Origin of the sequence: Methyloversatilis sp., from assembly GCF_030698125.1 — a bacterium.
Classification (GTDB): domain Bacteria; phylum Pseudomonadota; class Gammaproteobacteria; order Burkholderiales; family Rhodocyclaceae; genus Methyloversatilis.
In genome coordinates this window covers 100,532-117,913 of sequence record NZ_JAUYNV010000010.1, presented here as the reverse complement: position 1 = coordinate 117,913, position 17,382 = coordinate 100,532, and the positions used below count along the sequence as shown (strand labels likewise).

Sequence of the window (17,382 nt, the reverse complement as noted above, 5' to 3'; positions counted from 1 at the left end):
AACAAGCGCCGGCGTGTGATCCACCGCCCCATCGCGGGCGGGGCCCGCTCCTACGAAAAACCCGGCAGGTTGGAGCGAGAGTGGCCTTCGCCTATGCGTTCGTCCGTATTCCATCGGGGCATGGATACGAAGATCTGTTGGCCATCGCTGCGCTCACCCCAACCTACGCATGGGTCACGGCGCCGTATTGCGGCGGGGCCGGGTTGGGGTGTTCACCCAAGCGACGCATGGGTCACGCCGCCGTAGGTTGGGGTGAGCGCAGCGATGCCCAACAATGGTGCGTGAGGGCCGAGGTGGATGGCGTGCGACGCGGGGGGGGGGGGGGCGGGCGATTCGTGGCTTTCGCCGCGTTTGCGAAAACCTCGATGCTGTGCGGGTTTTCGTAGGAGCCTGTCCACGGCTGGCCCTGCATGGCCTGCCGGCTTCGCGGGCGGCGAGCGGTGCTCGCCGAAACCCCCGCTCCGCCCCTGCAGGCGATGCAGCCTTGAAACACGCGACACCGCCCGATCAACCGCCCTATCGCGGGCGGGGCCCGCTCCTACGAAAATCTGGCAGGTCGTCGCGAGGGGCGGGAGCGGCGAAAGGCCCTCCGGTCGCGCGCAAAACCGCCTCCATGGCGCCTGGCGGACGAGGCGGCGGCTTGTCGCACGGATGTCGCATATCGGGTTCAAGAGTCTTTCGATGCTGCCGTAAAGACATCAGCACCCGGTTGTTTTCGTGCCACTGAACAGACAGACGAGGCCGACATGTCAGAGTTACTCAAGAATATCGATGCCCGCACCAAGCTTGCGGGTACCAACAAGCTCGAAATACTGATGTTTTCGCTCGGTGTGGATACGCGCACCGGCCGACGCGAGACATTCGGCATCAATGTGTTCAAGGTGCGCGAGGTGATGCGTACGCCCAACATCACGGCGGCGCCGGAAATGCCCAATGCGGTCGAGGGCATGGTGAGCCTGCGCGGCGCGCTGGTACCTGTGGTCGATCTGGCCAAGTTTGCCCAGTTCCCGAGCGATACGCCGCGCGACGTGATGATCGTGACGGAATACAACGGCCACACCCAGGGCTTCCTGGTCGAGTCGGTCGATACCATCCTGCGGCTGGACTGGTCGCAGATGCGCGTGCCGCCTGCCATGCTGACAGCCAATCTCGGCGGTCTGGTGACCGCCGTGACCGAGCTGGCGGACAACCGCCTGGTGATGATGCTGGACGTCGAGAAGATCCTGTCCGAAACGGCGGATATCGACAACGATCTCGCCTTCAAGGACATCAAGCCGCTCGACATCGACGACGCAACGGTCTTCTTCTGCGACGACTCCCCGGTTGCCCGCACCCAGATCACGCGCACGCTGGACCTCATGGGTGTGCGCTACGTCAGCGCCATCAACGGCGGCCAGATGTGGGCCGAACTGCTGAAGGTTGCCAGCTATGCCGATTCCAGCGGCCGCAAGGTGAGCGAGCTGATCAGCATGATCCTGACCGACGTCGAGATGCCGGAAATGGATGGCTACATCCTGACCAAGAACATCAAGGCCGATCCGCGCTTCACCGGCATTCCGGTGGTCATGCACTCGTCGTTGTCGTCGGGCTCGAACCAGCAACTGGGCCGCTCGGTCGGCGTCGATGAGTATGTGTCCAAGTTCGAGGCACAGCGCCTCGCCGAAACCATCACCCGCCTGATCCGCCGCAGCAAGGGCTTGGATCGCGTGGCTGCCTGAAAAAGACCGGAGACAACACGATGGACAGACCCGACCACAACCTGCTCGAGCAGGTGGACGCCCGCACCAAGCTGGCGGGCTCGAACAAGATGGAAATCCTGCTCTTTTCACTCGGCACGCACGAGCTGTTCGGCATCAATGTATTCAAGGTGCGCGAGGTCAGCAGCACGCCGATCGTGACGCCGACGCCGAATATGCCGGCTGGCGTCGAAGGCCTGATTTCGCTGCGTGGAAACGTCATTCCGGTGCTGTCGCTGGCCCGCATCATGAACCTGACCGACGCGCCGGCAGGCATGGGTGGCGCGATGATGGTGACCGAGTACAGCAAGCGCACGCTGGGCTTTCTGGTACATGAGGTGGATCGCATCATCCGTGTCGACTGGGACCGCGTACGCGCGCCCGAGTCGGTCGTCACCAGCGAACAGCTCTACATCACCGCGATTACCGAACTTGACGATGGCCGGCTGGTGTCCATCCTCGACGTGGAAAGCATCCTGGCCGGTACCTTCGGCGACGCCGTCGTCGGCGAGATTCCGCCGCTGGGCGGCAATTACGATCCGAACGTGTTCTTCGTCGATGACTCTGCGGTGGCCCGCAAGAAGATCGCCGAAGTGCTGGACAAGCTCAACATCCGCCACAAGCACGCGACCAACGGCGCCGAAGCGTGGGCACGCCTGCAGGGCATGGCTGCCCACACCACGCAGACCGGCCAGCCGCTGACGGACGAGATCGACCTGATACTGGTCGATGCGGAAATGCCCGAGATGGACGGCTACGTACTCACGCGACACATCAAGAACGATCCCCGATTCGTCGATATACCGGTGGTGATGCACTCGTCGCTGTCGTCGGAAGCAAACCGTGCAATGGGCAAGAGCGTCGGTGTCGATGCCTACGTGGCGAAGTTCGACGCCGAGGTGCTGGCCGATACGCTGCGTCCGTTGCTGCAAGCCCATAAAGCCTGAGAGAGGTAGGCCATGTCAGATCCCAAGATGAAGTTTCTCGTTGTTGACGACTTCTCGACCATGCGCCGCATCGTGCGCAATCTGTTGAAAGAACTCGGATTCACCAATGTCGACGAGGCCGAGGACGGCGTCATCGCGCTGCAGAAGCTGAAGTCGTCCGACTTCGACTTCGTGGTCACCGACTGGAACATGCCGAACATGACCGGCATCGAGCTGCTGCGCGCGATCCGTGCCGACGCGGCCCTGAAGGGCCTGCCGGTATTGATGATCACGGCCGAAGCCAAGAAGGAAAACATCATCGAAGCCGCCCAGGCCGGCGCTTCGGGCTACATCGTGAAGCCTTTCACCGCCGGCACCCTGGGTGAAAAGCTGACCAAGATCTTCGAAAAGATGAACCAGAAGGCCGCCTGAGCCGGCATCGGGAGATGACATTGTGAAGAAGATGAAGCTTGACGAAACCGGCGACTCCGACGACCTGCAGGCGCTGTTCGACAGCATTGCGTCCGAGACGCCACAGAAGGTGCGGCTCGAAGTCGTGCCGGAAGCCGCAAACAGCAGCGGCGACAGCGCCGATCTGGAAGCGCTGTTCGATTCGGTATCGGACGACTATGTGGCGGCGCCCGTCGCGACCCATGAGCCCGTCATTGATGACGAACACAGCTGTGACAACGTATTCAACAAGGTTGGCCATCTCGCGCGCCAGTTGCACGACACGCTGCGCGAACTCGGTTACGACCAAGCGCTGGAAGACGTCGCGACCCAGATGCCCGACGCGCGCAGCCGCCTGACCTATATCGCGCAGATGACGGAGAGCGCAGCCAGCCGCGTGCTCAACGCGACCGATATCGCCATACCGCTGCAGGACGACGTCGAAAAGCGCTCCAGCACGCTGCATGACCGCTGGGAAAAGCTGTACCGGAACGAACTGTCGATTGACGAATTCAAGGCGCTGGCCTCGGAAACCCGCGGCTTTCTCGGCGACGTGCCGGCTTTTGCCCGCGACACCCGGGCGCAGCTCAACGAAATCATGATGGCCCAGGATTTTCAGGATCTGACCGGACAGGTGATCAAGAAAATCGTCGAAATGTCGCAAAAGCTGGAGAGCGGATTGCTGCAGGTGCTGATCGAAGCCATGCCGGCCGAAAAGCGGGCCAGCACGCCGGAAAGCCTGCTGAACGGTCCGGTCGTGTCGGCTGAAGGACGCGAGGATGTGGTGACCAGCCAGGAGCAGGTCGACGACCTGCTCGAAAGTCTCGGCTTCTGATCGCAGGCCACAGCAGGACAGTCGTGACACAGCGTTCGGTCAGCGCGGACGAACGGGTCGGTCGAACGGGTGACAACCACCCGCGGAGCCGGAACAACAGGAGCAGTAGGGCGAGCGGTGCGTTGAAGGCGCTGCCCGCCACAGGAGCGAACGATGAGTGACTTTCAGGGCATGGAAGATCTGCTGCAGGACTTTCTGGTCGAAGCGACCGACCTGCTGTCCGGCGTGGACAACAAGCTGGTCGATCTGGAAAAGACGCCGGGTGACCGCAGTCTGCTGAACGAGATTTTTCGCGGCTTCCACACCATCAAGGGTGGCGCCGGCTTCCTGAATGCGGCCGAACTGGTTGCGCTCTGTCACCTGACCGAAAACTTGTTTGACAAGCTTCGCAATGGCGAAATGGCCATCACGCCGCAACTGATGGACGTCATCCTTGACGCGACCGGCATCGTGCGCGACATGTTCGGCGCCCTGGAGCGCGGCATGCTGCCGGCTGCCGCCGACACCGGGGTGATGGCCCGCCTGCGAGCCGCACTGGCCGGCGAACTCGACAAGATCGCCGCAGCGGGCGCCAGTGCCGAAGCGCCGGCTGCTCCCGCCGCCGCACGAGGCGTCGAACCTGACTGGAACACGCTGCACCAGGCCGTGACCGGTGTCGTGCCGGTGGCCCCGCAAGCGGTGCCCGAACCTGCGGCGGCGCGATCGGCCAATGATGGCGAGGTCGCTGCGGTGGTCAATGCGGCTTTCGGTCGCCGGGCCGCCGACCGTCCCGGCACGCCGGCACCGACCGGCCGCCGCGACGCCGAAAAAGGCCGTGAAAACTCGATCCGGGTTGATACCTCGCGTCTCGACCAGGTGCTGAACCTGTCGGGCGAAATCGGCCTGACCAAGAATCGCCTGACCTCGCTGCGCGCCGACATCCTCGCCGGCAAGAACGACAATGAAACGCTGCATGCGCTCGATGCAGCGGTAAGCCAGCTTGATCTGCTGGTGTCCGATCTGCAGAACGCGGTGATGAAAACCCGCATGCAGCCGATCGGTCGCCTGTTCCAGAAGTACCCGCGCATCGCCCGCGATCTCGCCCGCAATCTGGGCAAGGACGTCGAACTGGCGCTGGTCGGTGAAGAGACCGAAATCGACAAGACGATGATCGAGGATCTGTCCGACCCGATCATCCACCTGATTCGCAATGCCGTGGATCACGGCGTGGAAACGCCGGAAGACCGCATCGCCCAGGGCAAGCCGGGCAAGTCGGTGGTGCGCCTCGAAGCGCGTCAGGAAGGTGACCACATCGTCATCATCGTGGCGGACGACGGGCGCGGCATGAACGCCGAACGGCTGCGTGCCAAGGCGCTCGAAAAGGGCCTGATCACCGACGAAGAAGCCAACACGCTCGACGAGCGCGCCAGCCTCAACCTGGTGTTCCTGCCCGGCTTCTCGACCGCGTCGATGGTGTCCGACGTGTCCGGCCGCGGCGTCGGCATGGACGTCGTGAAGACGAATATCCAGAAGCTCAACGGCTCGATCGAAATCCGCTCGATCCAGGGCAAGGGCACCACCTTCGTCATTTCGCTGCCGCTCACGCTGGCCATCCTGCCGGTGTTGCTGGTGCGCCTGGCCGAACAGCACTTCGCGGTGCCGCTGTCGATGGTGCGCGAAATCCTGCCGATCCAGCCGCAGGACATCCAGGAAGTCGGTGGCCGAGCGACCATGGTGGTACGGGGCGAGGTGATGCCGGTGCTGCCGCTGGCCCGCCTGCTCGGCTGGCCGCAGAAGAATCTGCCGCAGTACGGCGTACTGATGCAGACCGCCGAATCGTCCTTCATTCTCGCAATCGACAATTTCGCCGGGCGCGAGGATGCGGTGATCAAGAGCCTCGACGACTTCCGTCCGAAGGGCGTCGCCGGTGTGACGACGCTGTCGAACGGCCAGATCGTGCTGATCCTCGACATGAAGGAACTGCTCAGTGCGCTTGGCGACTCGCGTGGCGTGTCGCGGTCGAGCCTGATCAGCCCGGTTTCGCTCGCCGCCTGACCGAAAGAAATCGGTAGATAGCGCCGAAAAGCCCGCCCCATCGCAGGATGGGGCGGGCTTTTTCTTTATCCTTCAATGATTTGGATCGGGTCTGCCGGCAGGTATCTCTGCCCCTAAAGAGTGCGTTTTTGCGGTCGATAAATACATACCAACGGTAATCCGTCCATCGAACGACGAAGGAGCCTCATCATGGCCGAAGCAACTCTCATCCAGCCGGTTTCGTCCCCGTTTCCGGCGGCAGCCTTGCTGCCGGCAGCGAGCGTGCAAGCCCATCACGCAGAAATCATGCGCCTGATGGCGTCGATCGAAATGCTTGGCAACGAAGCCATGGTGACCGCACTCAGTCTGGCCGACGAAGCAGCCGAAGCCGACGCGCGCGGCCTGTTCATGCGTGCGCAGGAAGTGCGCGCCTGGGTGCAGACCACGCTCGACATGGTGCATACCGACGCACTGTGCCCCGACCTTTCGGGCCAGCTCGCCTACCAGGGCGTCGAACAGGCCGCCCGCCTGGTCGCCGCTCGTGAAACCCTCCCGCGATAAGTCCGCGACCCTTGTGTTCCAATCGCCGTCAGTGATCGAGTCAGGGATCGACTCGGAAACCGGATTCGGCGGAGGGCATTGAGTGTCGAAAGAAGCAGAGGACTTCGATTTTGACGTCTGGAAGGATCTTGCGCAGTCCGATCCACAGACCTACTTCGCGGAGAGACGGCGCGTGATCGAAAAATTCATCAATACCTGCCCGCCTGAAAAACAGGCGGTGCTGCGCGACCTGCAGAGCCAGATCGACGCCAGCCGTGCCATGGCCGGCTCGCCCAACCAGTCGGTGCGCGAACTGTCGCGCATGATGGAAGACTACCTTCTTGCGCTGTCGGAACGACTGATGGCGCTGCACCGCGAAACGTCCGCGTTACAGTCTTCCTTGCGTCAGGGCCTGCGCGGCTCCTGAACGTCACCCGAACGCAGACCGGGTTGCCACGGCATACCGGGTCGGCAGTCGGTGCGCAGGCTCAGGCCGGCGCACCGACTGGACGGCCACCGTGGCGATCCGGACTGCGACCACCTTCCGTCCTGCCTGCGGACGGGGCGTCGATGCGTATCACTCGGTAACCGGGAAGGACTGCCGGTTGCCCGCCCACACCCATTCGAGCAAGGCTTCCAGCACCGGCTGCGCGCGACCGGCGTTCGGATGGTTCAGCCAGGCCACCATCAGCACGCGCTGACCGTTGCGGTCCAGCACATAGCCGGCGATCGATCGCGTATCGGACAACGAGCCGGTCTTCAGATGCGCCTGACCGCTGGCCGGAGAATTGCGCAGCCGGCGGCGCAGTGTGCCGTCGACCGACAGCACCGGCATCGACGACATGAATTCCGGCATGACGCTGCTCGCCCACGCGTGGCGCAACAGCGCAGCCATGTCGGCAGCCGACAGGCGTTCGTTGCGTGACAGCCCGGAGCCGTTGTCCAGCACCAGGCTGGGCAGCGCCAGACCGCGCCGCACGCCCCAGGCACGCACGGCGGCGTCGGCGGCTGCGGGGTCTGCCGGCGTCCCGGCGCCGCTGCCCAGCGTCAGGAACAGCTGCCGCGCCATCACGTTGTTGCTGTACTTGTTGATGTCGCGAATGACCTGCGCCAGCGGCGGCGAATCGATGCCGGCCAGTGGCAGCGCGTCCGGCGGCGTTGCGCCGTCGCGAACCCGCCCGGTGATCCGCCCGCCCAGCTCGGCCCACATGGCGCGCAGCGCACGGGCGAAAAACTCGTCGGCCGGCAGCGGTGCGATGTTCCATATGCGTTCGCCGCACGGTCGAGCAAAGCGGCCGGTGATCTGCAGCGTGAGCGTGCTGCTGCCCGCGGCCGGCAGGACTTTCGCAGTCAGGCTGTCCTTCCAGTCGCCGCATTCGCCATCGACCAGTTGCACGCGGTTGTCGATCTGCACGCCATCGAGCGGAGGTTCTGCCCACAGCGCAGGGGCGCCGCCAGCCTGCGGCAGCAGGCGTACGCGCAGCGCGTTGTGCGCCAGCAGCAGCGCGTCGGGCCCGACGTTGTAGGCGGCCAGCGGTTCGTTGTCGAAGGCGCCCGGGTCGTGCCGCATCGACGCGAACGCCGAGCGGTCGGTGATCACGTCGCCGCGGATATCGCGCACCCCGCGCGCGCGCAGGTCGCGCAGCAGCAGCCAGAACTGTTCGATGCTGAGCGCCGGGTCGCCGGTGCCGCGCAGCACGAGGTCGCCATCGAGCACGCCGTCGGCCAGCCGGCCGGTCATCAGCGCGTCGGTGCGCCAACTGTAGGCGGGGCCGAGACTGTCGAGGGCGGCGTAGGTGGTGACCAGCTTCATCACCGACGCCGGGTTCATCGGCACCTTTGCGCGATGGCTGATGCGCGCGGGCCCGCCATCCACCGACTGGACCATGACCGAAATCGACGTTGCGGGAATGTCGGCAGCGCGCAGCGCCTGCAATACCGGCGCCGGCAGCACCGCACAGGCCGGTGCAACGATCAGGCCGAGCAGAACGGCAAGCGCGAGACGCACGACAGTCCGCTCAGGCGATGCGCGATAGATGGCGACGCACCGAGGCGGTGGCACCCAGCCAGCCGAGTACCGCACACAGGGCAAGCAGCGCAGCCCAATGCAGCGGCGACAGCGGCCGCAGCACGAATTCCAGGCTGTACAGACCGGCGATTTCGGCGATTGGTCCGGCCAGCGCTCGCGTGGCCAGCAAGGCGAGGGCGCCGGCGAGCGCACCGCCGAGCAGGCCCTGCAGCGCACCGAACCAGTGGAAGGGGCGGCGTATCCACGCGTCGGTGGCGCCGAGCAGGCGACTGACCTCGATCTCGTCGCGCTGCGTCAGCAGCTGCAGCCGGATCGTATTGAAGGTGACGGCGACCAGTCCGAGGCCGAGCACGACGCCCAGCATCGTCACCGCCTGCTGGCCCAGCGCGATCAGCGCGTCGAGCCGCTTCGCCCACGCGGAGTCGAGCTGTACGTGATCGACTTCGGGCAGTCTGGCGAATTCGGCGCGCAGCGTTTCCAGCCGGGCGGCATCCGCCGAGTCAAGCCGGACAACGAATGCATCGGCGAAAGGGTTGTCGGGCAGTGCGTCGAGGATTTCGGCCAGAGCGTCGTTGTCGCGGAATCGCTTCAGTGCCGCGTCGCGCGACACCAGTTCGACCTTCGCTTCTTTCGCCAGCGCGCGGATGCGCTGGTCGGCGGTCCGGACCGCGTCGGCATTCGCGGTCGGTTGCATGAACACGGAAATTTCCGGTGCGGCGCTGACCGTGCCGGCCAGCCGCTGCAGATTGCCGAGCAGCATGTAGCCGGTGGCCGGCAAGGCCGCTGCGATGCCAACCACCAGCGCGGCCAGCAAGGTATTGAACGGCTGGCGGACCATCTGGCGCGCGGCGCGCAGCCCGGCGCGCACCTGCAGACGCAGCCACCTCATCGAAGGCACCTCACTGCAGCCGCCCCTGGGCGAGTACCAGCGTGCGCGGCGCGTAGCGCGCAAAGAGCGCGTCGTCATGCGTGGTCAGCAGCACGGTGACGCCTGCTTCGTTGAATGAGCGGAACAGCTCTGCGATGTCGCGCGCGTAGGCGTCGTCGAGGTGGGCGGTCGGTTCGTCGGCGAGCAGGATCTGCGGCCGGTTCACGATGGCGCGGGCAATGGTCAGGCGCTGCTGTTCGCCGCCCGACAGCTCGATCGGCATCGATTTTTCGCGTCCGGACAGCCCGACGCGCTCCAGTGCCGCTCGCACCCGGTTGGCGGCTTCGCGCGGCGGGTGGCTACTGATCGAAAGAGGCAGCAGGACGTTATCGAAGGCGCTGCGGTCGAACAGCAGGCGCTGATCCTGCATCACGAGGCCGATCGACCGCCGCCAGTAGGGCAGGGCGGCGCGCTTGAGCGCCGACACATCCTCTCCACCCACCAGCACCTTGCCTTCGGTCGGCCGTTCGAGCACGGCGAGCAGGCGCAGCAGCGTGCTCTTGCCGGCGCCGGAGTGGCCGCTGACCACCACCATTTCACCGCGCGCGATGTCGCAATCCAGCTGGTCGAGCGCGGTGTGGCCGCCCGGATAGCGTTTGGTGACCTGAGCGAAACGGATCATGCGGCGTGGGCTCGGGCTGCGATCAGAGGGACCTCGGCGGTTCGAACAAGGCATCGACGAATTCCGCCGCATTGAATGGCTGCAGATCGTCCAGACCTTCACCGACGCCGATGTAGCGCAGCGCGATCGGTCGCGACGGTGCGTGCTGCTTTGCGATGGCCGCGATGACGCCGCCACGTGCCGTACCGTCGAGCTTGGTCATGATCAGCCCGGTCACGCCGATGGCTGCGTCGAAGGCCTTCACCTGGGCCAGCGCGTTCTGGCCGATATTGCCGTCGAGCACCAGCAGCACCTCGTGCGGCCCGGTCGGATCCGCCTTCGCGATGACCCGCTTCACCTTGGCGATCTCCTCCATCAGATGCAGCTGGGTCGGCAGGCGGCCGGCGGTGTCCGCCAGCACGATGTCAATGCCGCGCGCACGGGCGGCATTGACCGCGTCGAACACCACGGCGGCCGGGTCGCCGGAATCCTGCGCGATCACCGCCACGTTGTTGCGGGCGCCCCAGGTTTCGAGCTGCTCTCGCGCGGCGGCGCGGAAAGTGTCGCCAGCCGCCAGCAGCACGCTCTTGCCCTGCGACTGGAAATGCTTGGCCAGCTTGCCGATCGACGTGGTCTTGCCGGCTCCGTTCACGCCGGCAATCATGATGATGAAGGGCTTGTGCGTGTCCACATCGAGCGGCTTTTCGAGCGGTGCGATCAGCCGGGTCAGTTCCTCGCGCAGCACGTCGCGCAATTTCGCCGGTTCTTCGATACGTTCGCGTTTCACGCGGTCACGCAGCCGGTCGAGCAGGTGGGTGGTGGCATCCATGCCCACGTCCGACGTGATCAATAGCGTTTCGAGCTCTTCCAGCAGCTCGTCGTCGACCCTGGTGCGCAGGAACAGCGCATTGAGCTGGCCGCCGATCTGGGCGCGCGTGCGCGACAGCCCGGCGCGCAGCCGCTGCGCCCACGACAATTTCGGCGCGTCGGCAGCAGGCGCGCTATCCTGCGCCGCGACCACGGCAGGCGCGGCCGGTGCGGCTTCGCTTGCATCGGGCGCGGCGGCTTTGTCTTTCTTGAAGAAACCAAACATGTGGGAGACGGTCACTGGAACACCTTGCGACATGCGCAAGGCTTTGGAACAGAGGCGTGATGGCGGATTTCGCCGCGCTCACATTTACTGCAGGAGAGTGTATCAGATGGATTTGCGCCGTTTTTCCCGTGGTATCGCGCTGTGCAGCGCTCTGGCGGCATGCGCGCTGGCGGCGCCTCCCGCGCTCGCCAACCCGTACGAAACCACCCTTGCGAACGGCCTGCGCGTCATCGTCAAGGAAGACCGGCGGGCGCCGGTGGCGGTGCATATGGTGTGGTACCGCGTGGGCGCAATGGACGAAAACGACGGCACCACAGGCGTGGCGCACGTACTCGAACACATGATGTTCAAGGGCACGAAGAAACTGAAAGCCGGCGAATTCAACGAAATCGTTGCCCGTGCCGGCGGCAGCGACAACGCCTTCACCAGCCAGGATTACACCGCCTATTTCCAGCGCGTTCCCGCGGCTGCACTGCCGCGCATGATCGAACTCGAAGCCGATCGCATGCGCAACGTGGTCATCACCGACGAGGAATTCGGCCGCGAACTGAAGGTGGTCATGGAAGAGCGCAGGCTGCGCACGGATGACAAGCCCCAGTCGCAACTGTACGAACAGCTGATGGCCAGCGCCTTCACCGCGCATCCGTATCGCCGGCCCATCATCGGCTGGATGAACGACCTGGAGAACATGCGCGCCGATGACGCACGCGACTGGTACCGCCGCTGGTATGCCCCGAACAACGCCTACGTCGTGGTGGTGGGCGATGTCGACCACAAGAAGGTGTTCGAACAGGTCAGAAAGCAGTACGGCAAGATGAAAAGTCAGCCCTTGCCGGTGCGCAAGGCGACCGCCGAACCGGTGCAGACCGGTCAGCGGCGGGTCGTCGTCAAGGCACCGGCCGAGGTGCCGCAGCTGCTGATGGCGTGGAAGGCGCCGCGCCTGACCGACGTCGAGAACGATCGCGAGCCATACGCGCTCGACGTGCTGGCCGGCATTCTCGACGGCCACGCTGCCTCGCGTCTGTCGCGCAACCTGGTGCGCGGCAGCCAGATCGCGACCGAAATCGGCGCCTATTACGACTCGACATCGCGTGGCGAAGCCACTTTCGTGCTGGGCGGCGCCCCTGCCAAAGGCAAGACCGTACAAGAGCTCGAAGCGGCGCTGCGGGCGGAAATCAAGCGTGTCGCGGACGAAGGCGTGTCGGATGTCGAACTTGAACGCATCAAGACCCAGACCATTGCGTCGCAGGTGTACAAGCGCGACTCGACCTATGTGCAGGCGATGGAAATCGGTCGACTCGAAGCGGCCGGCTATCACTGGCGCGATGGCGACCGCATGCTCGACAAGCTGCGCACCGTCACCGCAGCCGAGGTGCAGGCCGTGGCACAGAAATACTTCGGCGACGACACGCTGACCGTCGCCGTGCTCGACCCGCAGCCGCTCGACCCGAACGCCAAGCCGCGTGCCAAGCCCGCCGGCCTGCGCCACTGAGCGTGCCCACCGATTTCAAGCAGGGGAACCGGATGAACCCATCTTTGCGCAACGCGCTCACGCGCCTTGCTTTCATGCTCGTCGCGGCCGCAGCCGCTCTGCCGGCAGCGGCAAACATCGATATCCAGCACTGGGTGGCGCCCAACGGCGCCCGGGTGTATTTCGTCGAAAGCCGTGTGCTGCCGATCCTGGACGTGCAGGTCGATTTCGACGCCGGTGCAGCGCGCGATCCGGCAGGCAAGAGCGGTGTGGCGTCGATGACGCAAAGCCTGCTCGACACCGGAGCTGGCGGTCTGGACGAGGACACCCTGGCCGAGCGATTCACCGATCTGGGCGCCCAGTTGGGCGGCGTGGCCGACAACGATCGTGCCGGCCTGTCGCTGCGCACGCTGTCCAGCGCCCGCGAACGCGACGGTTCGCTGGCGCTGCTGCGCACCCTGCTGACGCAGCCCGAGTTTCCCGCTGCCGTGCTGGATCGCGAAAAGGCGCGCGCCATTTCCGGTCTGCGCGAGGCGGACACGAAGCCGGATGCAATCGGCAGCAAGCGCTTCGCCCGTGCGCTGTACGGCGACCATCCGTATGGCCGCACGCCGACCATCGAATCGGTGACCGCGATCAGTCGCGATGACCTGGTGGCGCACTACCGCACGCACTACGTCGCATCGCGCGCCGTCGTGTCGATCGTGGGCGACGTGACGCGCGAGCAGGCAGAAGCGATTGCCGTGCAACTGACCGGCGATCTGCCGCAGGGTGAGCCGCTTGCGCCGATTCCGGCGGTGACGCTGCCGCAGGCGAGCACCGAAAACATCGCCCACCCGGCCAACCAGAGCCACATCTTCGTCGGTCAGCCGGCATTGCAGCGCGGCGACCTGGATTTCTTTCCGCTGCAGGTCGGCAACTACATTCTGGGTGGCGGCGGTTTCGTGTCGCGGCTGACCAAGGAAGTACGTGAAAAGCGCGGCTACGCCTACAGCGTCTACAGCTATTTCAATCCGCAGCGCCAGCTCGGGGCCTTTCAGATCGGTCTGCAGACCGAGCGAAGCCAGGCCGCCGCGGCACTGAAGGTGGTCGATGAAACGCTGGCGGCCTTCATGGCCAAGGGGCCGACCGAAGACGAGTTGCGGGCCGCCAAACGCAATCTGGTCGACGGCTTCTCGCTGCGCCTGGACAGCAATCGCAAGCTGCTCGACAGTCTGGCCGTGATCGGCTTCTATGGGCTGCCGCTCGACTGGCTCAAGAAGTTTCCCGAGCGTGCCGAAGCGGTGACCGCGGCCCAGGTGAAAGACGCTTTCCAGCGCCGCTTGTCGGCTGACAATATCGTGCGGGTGATTGTCGCGGGTGATTGACGGACATCTATCGTGGATGCGAATGCGCATCTGCGCCCGCTGGTGCCCGCTCTTCCGGGGTGATACGACCAGCAGGAAACGCCCCCGCGGTTAGAATTGCGGCCATGTCACGCATTCGCATCATCGGCGGCCGGTGGCGCAGCCGCCTGCTGCCCGTGGCGGGCGTGCCCGGCCTCAGGCCCACGCCGGACGCGGTCCGCGAGCGACTGTTCAACTGGCTCGGACAGGACCTGAGCGGTCAGCACTGTCTGGACCTGTTCGCAGGTACCGGCGTACTCGGTTTCGAAGCGGCGTCGCGCGGTGCCGAATCGGTCACGCTGGTCGAGCGCGACGCGCGCGCATTCGGCCGTCTGCGCGACGCGGTCGATCAACTGCCGGCGCCCGAGGTCAGACTGGTACGGGGCGATGCGCTAACATTCGTGCTCGACCCGCCCCGGCAGTTCGACCTGCTCTTCCTTGATCCGCCCTACGGGCACGGCCTGCTCGACAGGCTGGCACCGCATCTCGATGCGCTGGCTGCGGAAGGCGCGGTGATCTACTGCGAGGCGGAACACCCAGTGCCGCTGCTTGGCGACTTCCGCATGACGCGAGAAGGGCAGGCCGGGCAAGTCCATTACCAGTTGCTGGAACGAACATGAACGGCACCATTGCGGTTTACCCCGGAACATTCGACCCGATCACCCGTGGCCATGAGGATCTGGTGCGGCGTGCGGCGGAAATGTTTGATCGGGTCATCGTCGGCGTCGCCGAAAGCCGCTCCAAGCGGCCGTTCTTCGACACCGATGAGCGCGTCGACATGGCACGCGAAATTCTTGCGCCTTACGCGAACGTCGAAGTGCGCGGGTTTTCCTGCCTGCTGATGGACTTCCTCGAGACCTGCAATGCGCGCATCATCGTGCGCGGACTGCGTGCGGTGTCGGACTTCGAATACGAATTCCAGATGGCCGGAATGAACCGCTCGCTGCGGGCCGACGTCGAAACGGTGTTCCTGACGCCGGCCGACCAGTACATGTTCATCTCGGCCACGATGGTGCGCGAGATCGCCTCACTGGGCGGCGATGTCAGCAAGTTTGTGCAGCCTTCAGTGCTGGTGCGCATCAGCGCCAAGCTGGCTGCAATGAGTGGAGGCAACTGAAGTGGCTTTGATCATTACCGACGAATGCATCAACTGCGATGTATGCGAGCCGGAGTGCCCGAACGGGGCAATTTCGCAGGGTGAGGAAATCTATGTGATCGATCCGGGCAAATGCACCGAGTGCGTCGGGCATTTCGACGAACCGCAGTGTCAGCAGGTGTGTCCGGTCGACTGCATTCCGCTTGATCCGGACCGCAAGGAAACGCACGACCAACTGTTGGCGAAGTACCACATGCTCACGGTCGTCAAGGTCTGAACGGCGCACAGGCCGCGGTGCGACGACTGCTCACATTTCAGGCGGCGGCGTCCAGCTCGCGAATGACCGCAGCCTTCAGCGCTGCATCCAGAGCAGCTCGCAGCCGCGCCAGTTCCTCGATCTGGTGGTTGATCGCCACACCGTTCTGGCGCAAATCCTCGATCCGGTCTTCCAGCGTGTCGGTCGCTTCGTGGATGCGCTTCACGCTTTCAAGGCGGCGCTTCAGCTGCTTCTGATGTTCGCGCACCTGATTTTCCAGCGGCGCCATGATGGCGCGCAGCCAGTGCTCGACATCGCGATTCACCACCTCCATGTGCTTGCGCACCTGCACCGCCACCGTTTCGAAAAAGCGCTGAGTAAGCTGTCGCTTTTCCGTCGTGAGCATATTCAGCCAGGTGTTGAACTGCTGGTGGAAGGCCTTTTCAAGCCGGGTGATGTCCTTTTCGTAGCGCTGGACCGAAAACGGCACCGGCACGCCCAGCCGCAGGTCATGTTCGGAGGAAAAGCGCTGGTACATCGCTTCCATCATCCGGAAGATTTCATCAACGCTGACAGCCGACTTCTGCAGGCTGCCCCGCACATCGCCGAAGAAGGCATTCATCGCATCACGCAGCTGCAGTGAAAAGTTGGCATTTTCCATCTGCACGCGGGTCTGCGCCGTGCGGGTGCGCAGCGCGTCCATGCCCAGATGGGCAAAAAGTGTATTGGTCTGCGACGAAAAAACGTTGCGTGTTGCGTAGAAGCGCTCCAGGCCGCGCTCGAATTCTTCCTTTTCGGCACGTACCCGCTTCAGCATGTACTGGATGACACTGCGGTTCTTGCCGCGCAGGTCGGAAAACTCCGCCAGCTGATCATCCAGCGCTTTTTTCTGGCCGATCAGCATGTCGTGCGTGCGGGCGAGCAGGCCGCCCGCGTCATGTTCTACTGCCGCGCCCACAATGTCGCGCTTCGCCGGCAGCAGGTCTTCGACCAGCGCGCGTTCGAGCTGCGGCAGACGGCTTCGGGCCAGCAATGTGCCGTCGCGCTGGATGCGCGCCAGCAGGCCCTTCTGGGCGGATACCGGGAACACCCGGCTTGCCGGCAGGTCGAGCGTCGCCGCGCAGGACTCGATCTGGCGCCCGATTTCCGCTTCGATCTGGGCTTCGGAACGCAGCCCGTCCCACAGGCTGTCCATCTTGTTGAGCACGGCCAGCCGGCCCTGGCGTGACCCGCCGGCCGCGGTGACATGCGTTTTCCACACCGACAGATCGCTTTGCGTGACGCCGGTGTCCATGCCCAGCACGAACAGCACCGCGTGCGCCGAGGGCAGCAGCGACAGTGTCAGCTCGGGTTCGGCACCGATGGCATTCAGGCCGGGTGTGTCGAGGATGACCAGGCCCTGGCGCAGCAGCGGGTGCGGCATATTGATCACTGCATGTCGCCAGGCCGGTACGTCGACCATGCCGTTCGCGTCCGGTTGCAGGCCGTTTTCCCCGCTCAGGTCGATGTGGAATCCCAACTGCTCGGCTTCGCCGATCGTGACCTTGCGTTGTTCGCTGACCCGGCCGAGCACCTGCTGCATCGATGCGGCCGACGTCGTGTCGAGCGGCAGGCGGCGCCATGCGCCGGGCTGGGTTTTCAGATCGGACACGGTGGTCGTGCCGCGACGGGTTTCGATCGGCAACAGCTCTATGCAGGCCGGGCGCACCGGGTCGTACATCAGCTCGGTCGGGCACATGGTGGTGCGGCCGGAACTGGACGGCAGGACGCGGGCACCCTGGTCACCGAAGAAAATGGCATTGATCAGCTCGGACTTGCCGCGTGAAAACTCGGCAACGAAGGCCACGACCAGCCGGTCGTCACGCAGTTTGAGCAGCAACTGTTCGATGCACTGGTCGTTGTGCGCGTCACTCAGATTGCTTTCGAAGAGCCAGCCGCGGATACGGACAATGGTCTGCTCGACGCGCGTGCGCCAGCTGCCATAGACCGATAATTCTTCCTGCATGCTCATTGCGCTCTCCAC

Annotated in this window: 17 protein-coding genes; 12 read left to right on the top strand and 5 right to left on the bottom strand. The window is 64.6% G+C overall.

The window, feature by feature from the left end:
- The first annotated feature begins 746 nt into the window (after positions 1-746).
- The 7 genes from Q8Q80_RS05295 to Q8Q80_RS05265 all read left to right on the top strand — a co-directional run bounded on the left by Q8Q80_RS05295 (position 747) and on the right by Q8Q80_RS05265 (position 6,927).
- Positions 747-1,718: a chemotaxis protein gene (locus Q8Q80_RS05295; RefSeq protein WP_305631919.1), complete on the top strand. Its 972-nt coding sequence runs from the start codon at positions 747-749 to the stop codon at positions 1,716-1,718.
- 20 nt (positions 1,719-1,738) lie between these two features.
- Complete coding sequence (locus Q8Q80_RS05290; RefSeq protein WP_305631918.1) at positions 1,739-2,683, top strand: chemotaxis protein; 945 nt, start codon at positions 1,739-1,741, stop codon at positions 2,681-2,683.
- A gap of 12 nt (positions 2,684-2,695) precedes the next feature.
- Positions 2,696-3,094, top strand: coding sequence for a chemotaxis response regulator CheY (gene cheY, locus Q8Q80_RS05285; protein WP_257095971.1), 399 nt, complete (start codon positions 2,696-2,698; stop codon positions 3,092-3,094).
- Positions 3,095-3,116: 22 nt separating this feature from the next.
- Entirely contained in the window at positions 3,117-3,947 is an 831-nt protein-coding gene (gene cheZ / locus Q8Q80_RS05280; RefSeq protein WP_305631917.1) for a protein phosphatase CheZ, read from the top strand.
- A gap of 171 nt (positions 3,948-4,118) precedes the next feature.
- Positions 4,119-5,981 (top strand): chemotaxis protein CheA, encoded by a 1,863-nt coding sequence (locus Q8Q80_RS05275; protein ID WP_305631923.1) that lies wholly within the window; start codon positions 4,119-4,121, stop codon positions 5,979-5,981.
- A gap of 189 nt (positions 5,982-6,170) precedes the next feature.
- On the top strand, positions 6,171-6,521 hold the full coding sequence (locus Q8Q80_RS05270) for a hypothetical protein (protein ID WP_305631916.1): 351 nt from the start codon (positions 6,171-6,173) through the stop codon (positions 6,519-6,521).
- A gap of 82 nt (positions 6,522-6,603) precedes the next feature.
- A complete protein-coding gene (locus Q8Q80_RS05265; RefSeq protein ID WP_305631915.1) occupies positions 6,604-6,927 on the top strand; it encodes a DUF3135 domain-containing protein in 324 nt (107 codons plus the stop codon).
- Positions 6,928-7,077: 150 nt separating this feature from the next.
- Here Q8Q80_RS05265 and dacB read toward each other — a convergent pair whose 3' ends face one another.
- Genes dacB through ftsY form a run of 4 tightly spaced genes read right to left on the bottom strand, consistent with a single transcriptional unit; the run spans position 7,078 to position 11,151 of the window.
- Entirely contained in the window at positions 7,078-8,508 is a 1,431-nt protein-coding gene (gene dacB / locus Q8Q80_RS05260; protein WP_305631914.1) for a D-alanyl-D-alanine carboxypeptidase/D-alanyl-D-alanine-endopeptidase, read from the bottom strand.
- 10 nt (positions 8,509-8,518) lie between these two features.
- A complete protein-coding gene (gene ftsX, locus Q8Q80_RS05255) occupies positions 8,519-9,418 on the bottom strand; it encodes a permease-like cell division protein FtsX (protein ID WP_305631913.1) in 900 nt (299 codons plus the stop codon).
- Between the two features lie 10 nt (positions 9,419-9,428).
- Positions 9,429-10,079 carry a cell division ATP-binding protein FtsE gene (locus tag Q8Q80_RS05250; RefSeq protein ID WP_305631912.1) on the bottom strand — a complete coding sequence of 217 codons (651 nt, stop codon included), beginning with the start codon at positions 10,077-10,079 and terminating at the stop codon, positions 9,429-9,431.
- A 22-nt stretch (positions 10,080-10,101) separates the two neighbouring features.
- Complete coding sequence (gene ftsY, locus Q8Q80_RS05245) at positions 10,102-11,151, bottom strand: signal recognition particle-docking protein FtsY (protein ID WP_305631922.1); 1,050 nt, start codon at positions 11,149-11,151, stop codon at positions 10,102-10,104.
- Positions 11,152-11,257: 106 nt separating this feature from the next.
- On the opposite strand from ftsY, the gene Q8Q80_RS05240 reads away from it, so the two are divergent.
- The 5 genes from Q8Q80_RS05240 to Q8Q80_RS05220 all read left to right on the top strand — a co-directional run bounded on the left by Q8Q80_RS05240 (position 11,258) and on the right by Q8Q80_RS05220 (position 15,380).
- Positions 11,258-12,643 (top strand): pitrilysin family protein, encoded by a 1,386-nt coding sequence (locus Q8Q80_RS05240; protein WP_305631911.1) that lies wholly within the window; start codon positions 11,258-11,260, stop codon positions 12,641-12,643.
- Between the two features lie 32 nt (positions 12,644-12,675).
- Complete coding sequence (locus Q8Q80_RS05235) at positions 12,676-13,989, top strand: M16 family metallopeptidase (RefSeq protein ID WP_371132700.1); 1,314 nt, start codon at positions 12,676-12,678, stop codon at positions 13,987-13,989.
- Between the two features lie 104 nt (positions 13,990-14,093).
- Entirely contained in the window at positions 14,094-14,627 is a 534-nt protein-coding gene (gene rsmD / locus Q8Q80_RS05230; protein WP_305631910.1) for a 16S rRNA (guanine(966)-N(2))-methyltransferase RsmD, read from the top strand.
- Positions 14,624-15,124: a pantetheine-phosphate adenylyltransferase gene (coaD, locus tag Q8Q80_RS05225; protein WP_305631909.1), complete on the top strand. Its 501-nt coding sequence runs from the start codon at positions 14,624-14,626 to the stop codon at positions 15,122-15,124. The genes rsmD and coaD overlap by 4 nt, the downstream gene beginning before the upstream one ends.
- 1 nt (position 15,125) lies before the next feature.
- Complete coding sequence (locus tag Q8Q80_RS05220) at positions 15,126-15,380, top strand: YfhL family 4Fe-4S dicluster ferredoxin (protein WP_305631908.1); 255 nt, start codon at positions 15,126-15,128, stop codon at positions 15,378-15,380.
- A gap of 37 nt (positions 15,381-15,417) precedes the next feature.
- Here Q8Q80_RS05220 and Q8Q80_RS05215 read toward each other — a convergent pair whose 3' ends face one another.
- Positions 15,418-17,370: a dynamin family protein gene (locus Q8Q80_RS05215; RefSeq protein ID WP_305631907.1), complete on the bottom strand. Its 1,953-nt coding sequence runs from the start codon at positions 17,368-17,370 to the stop codon at positions 15,418-15,420.
- Positions 17,371-17,382: the final 12 nt, after the last annotated feature.